Here is a 6,254-nt window from a genome sequence, read left to right on the forward strand (position 1 = left end):
TAGTCTACCGGTCCGCAGTTTACCGCTCCACCGTTAAAACAGGTTACAATCAAACGCTGCTATCTTTGATTCATTCCGTTTTTCTGAAGGAAGCCGTAATGCGTACCGTTTTGAATATCCTTAATTTCGTGCTGGGTGGCTTCTTTACCACGCTGAGCTGGCTGTTCGCTACTCTGGTCAGCATTGTTCTGATCTTTACTCTGCCGTTAACGCGCTCCTGCTGGGAGATCACCAAACTCTCGCTGGTGCCCTATGGCAATGAGGCGGTGCATGTTGACGAGCTGCGCCCGGACCAACGCAACGCGTTGCTGAACACCGGCGGCACCTTGCTGAATATCCTGTGGTTTATCTTCTTCGGCTGGTGGCTCTGCATTTCCCATATTATGGTCGGGATCGCGCAGTGCATCTCAATTATCGGGATACCGGTCGGCATCGCTAACTTCAAGCTGGCGGCGATCGCGCTCTGGCCAGTTGGTCGTCGCGTGGTTTCCACCGAAGAAGCGCGCGCCGCGCGCGAAGCTAACGCACGCCGTCGCTATCAGTAAGGTGACCACGCTATGACAGCGCTGACCGCAGGTTTACGTCGCTATACTGCCAACAGCACCGGGTTATATTTAACCCGCATTTTCCTTGCGCTGGCGGGAGCAGCCGCCTTTCCCTGGTGGCTCCAGCAAATTATCTGGACACTGCCGCTGACGCTCGGCGTGGTCGCCGCCGCGCTGGCCGACCTGGACGATCGTTTCACCGGTCGCCTGCGCAATCTTTTAATTACCCTGCTCTGCTTCTGTATCGCTTCGGTCTCGGTAGAGCTGCTTTTCCCCCATCCCTGGTTATTTATCATCGGGCTGGCGATCTCCGCCTGGGGATTTATTTTGTTGGGCGCGCTTGGGCAACGTTACGCCACCATCGCTTTCGGCGCGCTATTGATCGCTATCTACACCATGCTGGGCGTTAGCCTGTTTCCGCAATGGTATCTTCAGCCGGCGCTGCTGCTGCTGGGCGCCGTCTGGTATAACCTGCTGACGCTGGTGGGCCATTTGCTGTTCCCTATTCGGCCATTGCAGGAAAACCTGGCGCGCAGCTACAGCCTGCTCGCGCATTACCTTGAAGCCAAAGCCAACCTGTTTGACCCGGATATGGCGGAAAATGACGATCGCGGTCTGGTTGAGGTCGCGATGGCCAACAGCAAGTTGGTGGCAGGGCTTAACGAGACGAAGACTTCGATACAAAGCCGCCTGCGCGGCGATCGGGGTCAACGCGGCACACGGCGTACGCTGCACTATTACTTTGTCGCGCAGGATATTCATGAACGCGCCAGCTCCTCGCACGTTCAGTATCACGCGCTGCGCCAGGAGTGGCGCTACAGCGAAATTCTGTTTCGCTTCCAGCGTCTGCTGACCATGCAGGCCCAGGCCTGCCGTCAGCTTTCCAACGCCATTTTGCTGCGGCAGAGCTATCAGCACGATACCCGCTTCGAGCAGGCGTTCAACCATCTGCAGGCGGCGCTGGAGCGATTGCCTGACACGGCGCAGGATAAAGCGCGGCAGAAAGCGCTGCGCTATTTGCTCAGCAACCTGAAGGCAATTGACGCTCAGCTGGCAACCATTGAATCGGAGCAGGCGCTGGAACAGGCGCATCACGGCGGCAGCGATACGCATCTCTCCAGCGAAGGGCTGACCGGCTGGAGCGATATCCGGCTGCGCATCAGCCGTCACTTAACGCCGGAATCGCCGCTGTTCCGTCATGCGGTGCGCGTGTCGCTGGTGCTTTGCATCGGCTACGCCTTTATTCAGCTCACCGGCCTGGAGCGCGGCTACTGGATTCTGTTGACCAGTCTGTTTGTCTGCCAGCCCGGTTATAACGCTACCCGCCGTCGACTGGCGCTGCGCATTATCGGCACCCTTGCAGGCATTGCTATCGGCCTGCCGGTGCTGTGGCTGGTGCCGTCGGTTGATGGCCAACTGCTGCTGATCGTGCTGTCGGGCGTGCTGTTTTTCGCTTTCCGACAGGTACAGTATGCGCACGCCACCATGTTTATTACGCTGCTGGTGCTGCTCTGCTTTAACCTTCTGGGAGAAGGCTTCGATGTCGCGGTGCCACGCATTGTCGATACGCTGCTCGGCTGCGGCATGGCGTGGCTGGCGGTCAGCTTTATCTGGCCAGACTGGCGCTTCCGGCGGCTGCCAGCCGTCGCGGAAAAGACGTTAACCGCTAACTGCCGCTATCTGGATGCGATCCTGGAGCAGTATCATCAGGGCAAAGATAACCGCCTCGCCTACCGCATAGCCCGACGCGATGCGCATAACGGCGATGCCGAACTGGCTTCAGTAGTCTCTAATCTTTCTACCGAAATGCGGCCCGATCCGCAGCAGCGCGAAGCGGCTTTTCGCCTGCTGTGCCTGAATCACTCATTCCTGAGCTACATCTCCGCGCTTGGGGCGCACCGCGAGAAAATCACGCAGCCAGCGCTGTTGTCGCTGCTGGATGACGCAGTCTGCTATGTTGACGACGTTTTGCAGGTCAATATCATCAGCGAACAGCAGGCTCAGCAAATATTAAGCGATCTCTCTGCGCGCATTAGCCGTTTAGAAAGCGAGGCGGACTCTAAAGGGCAGTTGGTTTTACAACAGATAGGCCTGCTGATCGCCCTTCTTCCCGAAATCGCCCAGCTGAAAAAACAGCTGGCGGTGTCGGGGCGCTAGCCGTGGGGATCTTTGTCCGCGTTCAACGTGTTATAAAACCAGTAACGTAGTTCTTCTTTCACCTCTGCAGGCAGCGCCGCCTGGTGACGTCCAGATATGGCGCCCTGCAGAGCCAGCAAGCAGTTCAGCCCCAGAGACTGATTAAGGGCGCGCAGACGTAGCCAGCAGTCTTTTGCGCCCGCCTCGCGCAAAGCATGAACGCTGTCGATGCCGATTTCCCGCAGTAATATTTCCATGCGAATGCCCATATTGGGCAAATCTTTAACGCGCAGGTTGTTCTGCCGTTCATTTTTCTGTCGTCGCGCCAACGCCAGCGCTGACTTTGACAGTTTTATCAGCAGCGGCTGATCGTTCCACACCACGTCATCAATGCGGTAATAGTGCAGCGTCACCGGCATCCCTTTTTTATTAATTACCAGTGGCGGTAGCGACTGTTTACTGAGGTAGCTGGCCATCGTGTCACTGGCGCGCAAATAAAGCTCTCCCTCGGTAATTAATGCGAATACCACCTTTTCTACCGCCAGGCTGTAACCGCCAAACTGAGAACGAACGGTAATATTCCCTAATGCCGCCAGCTGCGCTTTTGACTGGGCAATCCGTTGATGCGAATTCATACGTGGCTCCTTTTCCTTAAGAAACTGTGACTAACCCCCTGTTTTGTATCAGCTAAAAACATAGGCAATTCTGATTAATGGTTCAATTGCTAAATCAGCTTTCATCTATTTGCATATTAAAAGTGCGAGACGTTTTCAAAAATTGAGGTTGATCTTAACCCGCCATCGCATTACTGTATATCCATACAGTAACCACGTGAGCTGATAATCATGCGTACTCATTTACTGAAGTCCTCTTTTGCCTCTTCTTCTCTGGCTGGCCATTCGCGCGTTGCGCTGTCTTCATCAACGCTGACAACCGGTTGGATTAGCGAACTGAGCTACAGTGAAGCGCAACCTGGCCTGACGCAACTGCTGCTGCTGCCGCTCTTACAGCAACTCGGCACTCAGGCGCGCTGGCAGCTTTGGTTAACGCCGCCCCAGAAGATCAGTCGACACTGGCTGAAATCATCGGGCCTGCCGCTGAATAAGATGATGCAAATGTCCTACCATCAGGGTTTCAGTACAGTGGAGGCGATGGTAAAAGCGCTGCAAACGGGTAATTACAGCGTAGTGCTTGGATGGATTACGAAGGATATTAGTGAAAGTGAGCGTCGTCAGCTCGAAGAAGCGGCTTCTGTCGGTCAGGCGCTTGGACTGATTATGCGTCCCCAATCGGTCGCTTCGTCACTTGACGGACAAAAAAACCGGCTGAAAATTCACTCAACTTTGTATCATTAAGTAAATATAAGATAAATCTCAGCTAAAAACAGGCAGTTCTCTCTGATAACCCGCTGATTCTACTCTGACGCGGCTGAGCCTTGCTTTCGCCGCGTCAGATAAGCCTTTTTTTGCCGCTAAAAACCGTGTTGGATGTTAAATTTTGTGTATGAAACATCCTTTTTTTGCAGACCGGGCTCACATCTTACTTGTAAGTTTCTCGCCACGTTGTAGACTTTATCTCGCCAGGGTGCTCAATAACCTCCGTTTTCCGGTAGAGTAATAATCGAGCAAAAGGACCCGGCGAAGGATTACAACCAAGAGCTTAGTTTTAAGCTCCTTGCCTATTTGGATGATAACGAGGCGCAAAAAATGAAAAAGACAGCTATCGCAATTGCAGTGGCACTGGCTGGCTTCGCTACCGTAGCGCAGGCCGCTCCGAAAGATGACACCTGGTACACCGGTGCTAAACTGGGCTGGTCTCAGTATCACGATACTGGTTACTACGGTAACAACTATGTAAATAACGATGGCCCGACTCACGAAAGCCAGCTGGGCGCTGGTGCATTCGTTGGTTATCAGGCTAATCCTTATCTGGGCTTCGAGCTGGGTTACGACTGGCTCGGCCGTATGCCGAACAAAGGCGATGCAGTAAACGGCGCTTTTAAAGCACAGGGCATCCAGCTGGCAGCGAAACTGAGCTACCCGATTATGGATGATCTGGACGTGTACACCCGTCTGGGTGGCATGGTATGGCGCGCTGACTCCACTCAGCACGTTGTAGGCACCAACATCAGCCGCAACGACCACGACACCGGCGTTTCTCCGCTGGCTGCTGTAGGTGTTGAGTATGCGCTGAACAAAAACTGGGCGACTCGCCTGGACTACCAGTGGGTTAACAACATCGGTGACGCTGGTACCGTTGGCACCCGTCCTGACAACGCCATGCTGAGCCTGGGCCTGTCCTACCGTTTCGGTCAGGATGACGCGGCTGCTCCGGTTGTTGCTCCGACCCCGGCTCCGGCTCCGGTTGTTGAAACCAAGCACTTCACTCTGAAATCAGACGTGCTGTTCAACTTCAACAAAGCGACCCTGAAAGGCGAAGGCCAGCAGGCGCTGGATCAGCTGTACTCTCAGCTGAGCTCAATGGATCCGAAAGACGGTTCCGTTGTTGTTCTGGGCTACACTGACCGCATCGGTTCAGAGCAGTACAACCAGAAACTGTCTGAGAAACGCGCTCAGTCCGTGGTTGACTACCTGGTATCTAAAGGTATCCCGGCTGACAAGATCTCTGCACGTGGCATGGGTGAATCTAACCCGGTTACCGGCAACACCTGTGACAGCGTGAAAGGCCGTAACGCCCTGATCGACTGCCTGGGTCCGGACCGTCGCGTAGAAATCGAAGTTAAAGGTCTGAAAGACGTTGTTACTCAGCCGCAGGCTTAAGTAATACGTTAAAAAACCCCGCTCAGGCGGGGTTTTTTTATGGGTGAAAAACAGTAAAAAGCGAGGTATAACTGAATGAAGGCCCAAGAATTAACTGACGTCATCCTTTCCCAGAATCGCCTGCAAGTCCTGTCGTAACGAAGACATCTGGCTGGCATATTTCTCTTTACGCTCTGCATCTTCAATAAGCTGGACGATAGTTTCAGACAGCGTGCTGCTGCGGCGCTGCGCCAGCCCCGCCAGCCTTTGCCATACCAGATATTCCAGGTCGATGGATTTTTTACGCGTATGCTGATGCTCAGCGTTAAAATGGCGTTTACGCCGTGCGCGGATCGTCTGCTTCATACGATTTTCCAGTGCCGGATTGATATGTTGTTCAATCCATTTCAGCACGTCTATCGGATGGCTTTCCATGGCCAGCAACGCTTTAACGGCTTCCTGGGCGGCGCTGATTTCCACGTATCGGGTGATCGGTTCACCCTCCCGGTGCTTTTTCACCAGGTATTTCCATTTCCATCCGCTTTCAAGGTTTTCCAGCTGCTGATATTTCATCGGAATCTCATCATGCGCAGGTAACAAACTAAGAATAACAGTTTTTTTCTTTCTTGAGACAGAGAAAGGCGTAACGCCAGCTTCGCAGGCTCCCGCTTTCATTCAGAATCGGTGAGATCTCTGCCGTGCGTAACAACCTGAAAAGCTGTATAATCGCGCTTTTCATTAATACAAGACAAATACGATTACTTTGACCAGCAACCGACTTGCATGGCAGGCGCTACAGCCTGATGCCGAGAGC

Annotated in this window: 6 protein-coding genes; 4 read left to right on the forward strand and 2 right to left on the reverse strand. The window is 53.7% G+C overall.

Features of this window, described 5'->3' with window-relative positions; translation table 11 throughout:
- The first annotated feature begins 98 nt into the window (after positions 1–98).
- Positions 99–545, forward strand: coding sequence for a YccF domain-containing protein (locus MYY08_RS18785; RefSeq protein WP_038626956.1), 447 nt, complete (start codon positions 99–101; stop codon positions 543–545).
- 12 nt (positions 546–557) lie between these two features.
- Positions 558–2,702 (forward strand): YccS family putative transporter, encoded by a 2,145-nt coding sequence (gene yccS / locus MYY08_RS18790; RefSeq protein WP_038626959.1) that lies wholly within the window; start codon positions 558–560, stop codon positions 2,700–2,702.
- On the opposite strand, the gene MYY08_RS18795 is transcribed toward yccS, so the two are convergent.
- Positions 2,699–3,316, reverse strand: a complete 618-nt coding sequence (locus MYY08_RS18795; protein WP_038626960.1) for a TfoX/Sxy family DNA transformation protein — start codon at positions 3,314–3,316, stop codon at positions 2,699–2,701. The two genes, yccS and MYY08_RS18795, sit on opposite strands and share 4 nt — an antisense overlap.
- Positions 3,317–3,526: 210 nt before the next feature.
- Here MYY08_RS18795 and sulA point away from each other — a divergent pair, with 210 nt between their 5' ends.
- A complete protein-coding gene (sulA, locus tag MYY08_RS18800) occupies positions 3,527–4,036 on the forward strand; it encodes an SOS-induced cell division inhibitor SulA (RefSeq protein WP_038626962.1) in 510 nt (169 codons plus the stop codon).
- 351 nt (positions 4,037–4,387) lie between these two features.
- Positions 4,388–5,461: a porin OmpA gene (gene ompA / locus MYY08_RS18805; RefSeq protein ID WP_038626964.1), complete on the forward strand. Its 1,074-nt coding sequence runs from the start codon at positions 4,388–4,390 to the stop codon at positions 5,459–5,461.
- A gap of 90 nt (positions 5,462–5,551) precedes the next feature.
- Here the strand turns inward: ompA and matP are convergent, their stop codons facing one another.
- Positions 5,552–6,013, reverse strand: coding sequence for a macrodomain Ter protein MatP (gene matP, locus MYY08_RS18810; RefSeq protein ID WP_038626966.1), 462 nt, complete (start codon positions 6,011–6,013; stop codon positions 5,552–5,554).
- Positions 6,014–6,254 lie beyond the last annotated feature (241 nt).

The organism is Mixta sp., assembly GCF_024610815.1.
Lineage (GTDB): Bacteria > Pseudomonadota > Gammaproteobacteria > Enterobacterales > Enterobacteriaceae > Mixta > Mixta calida.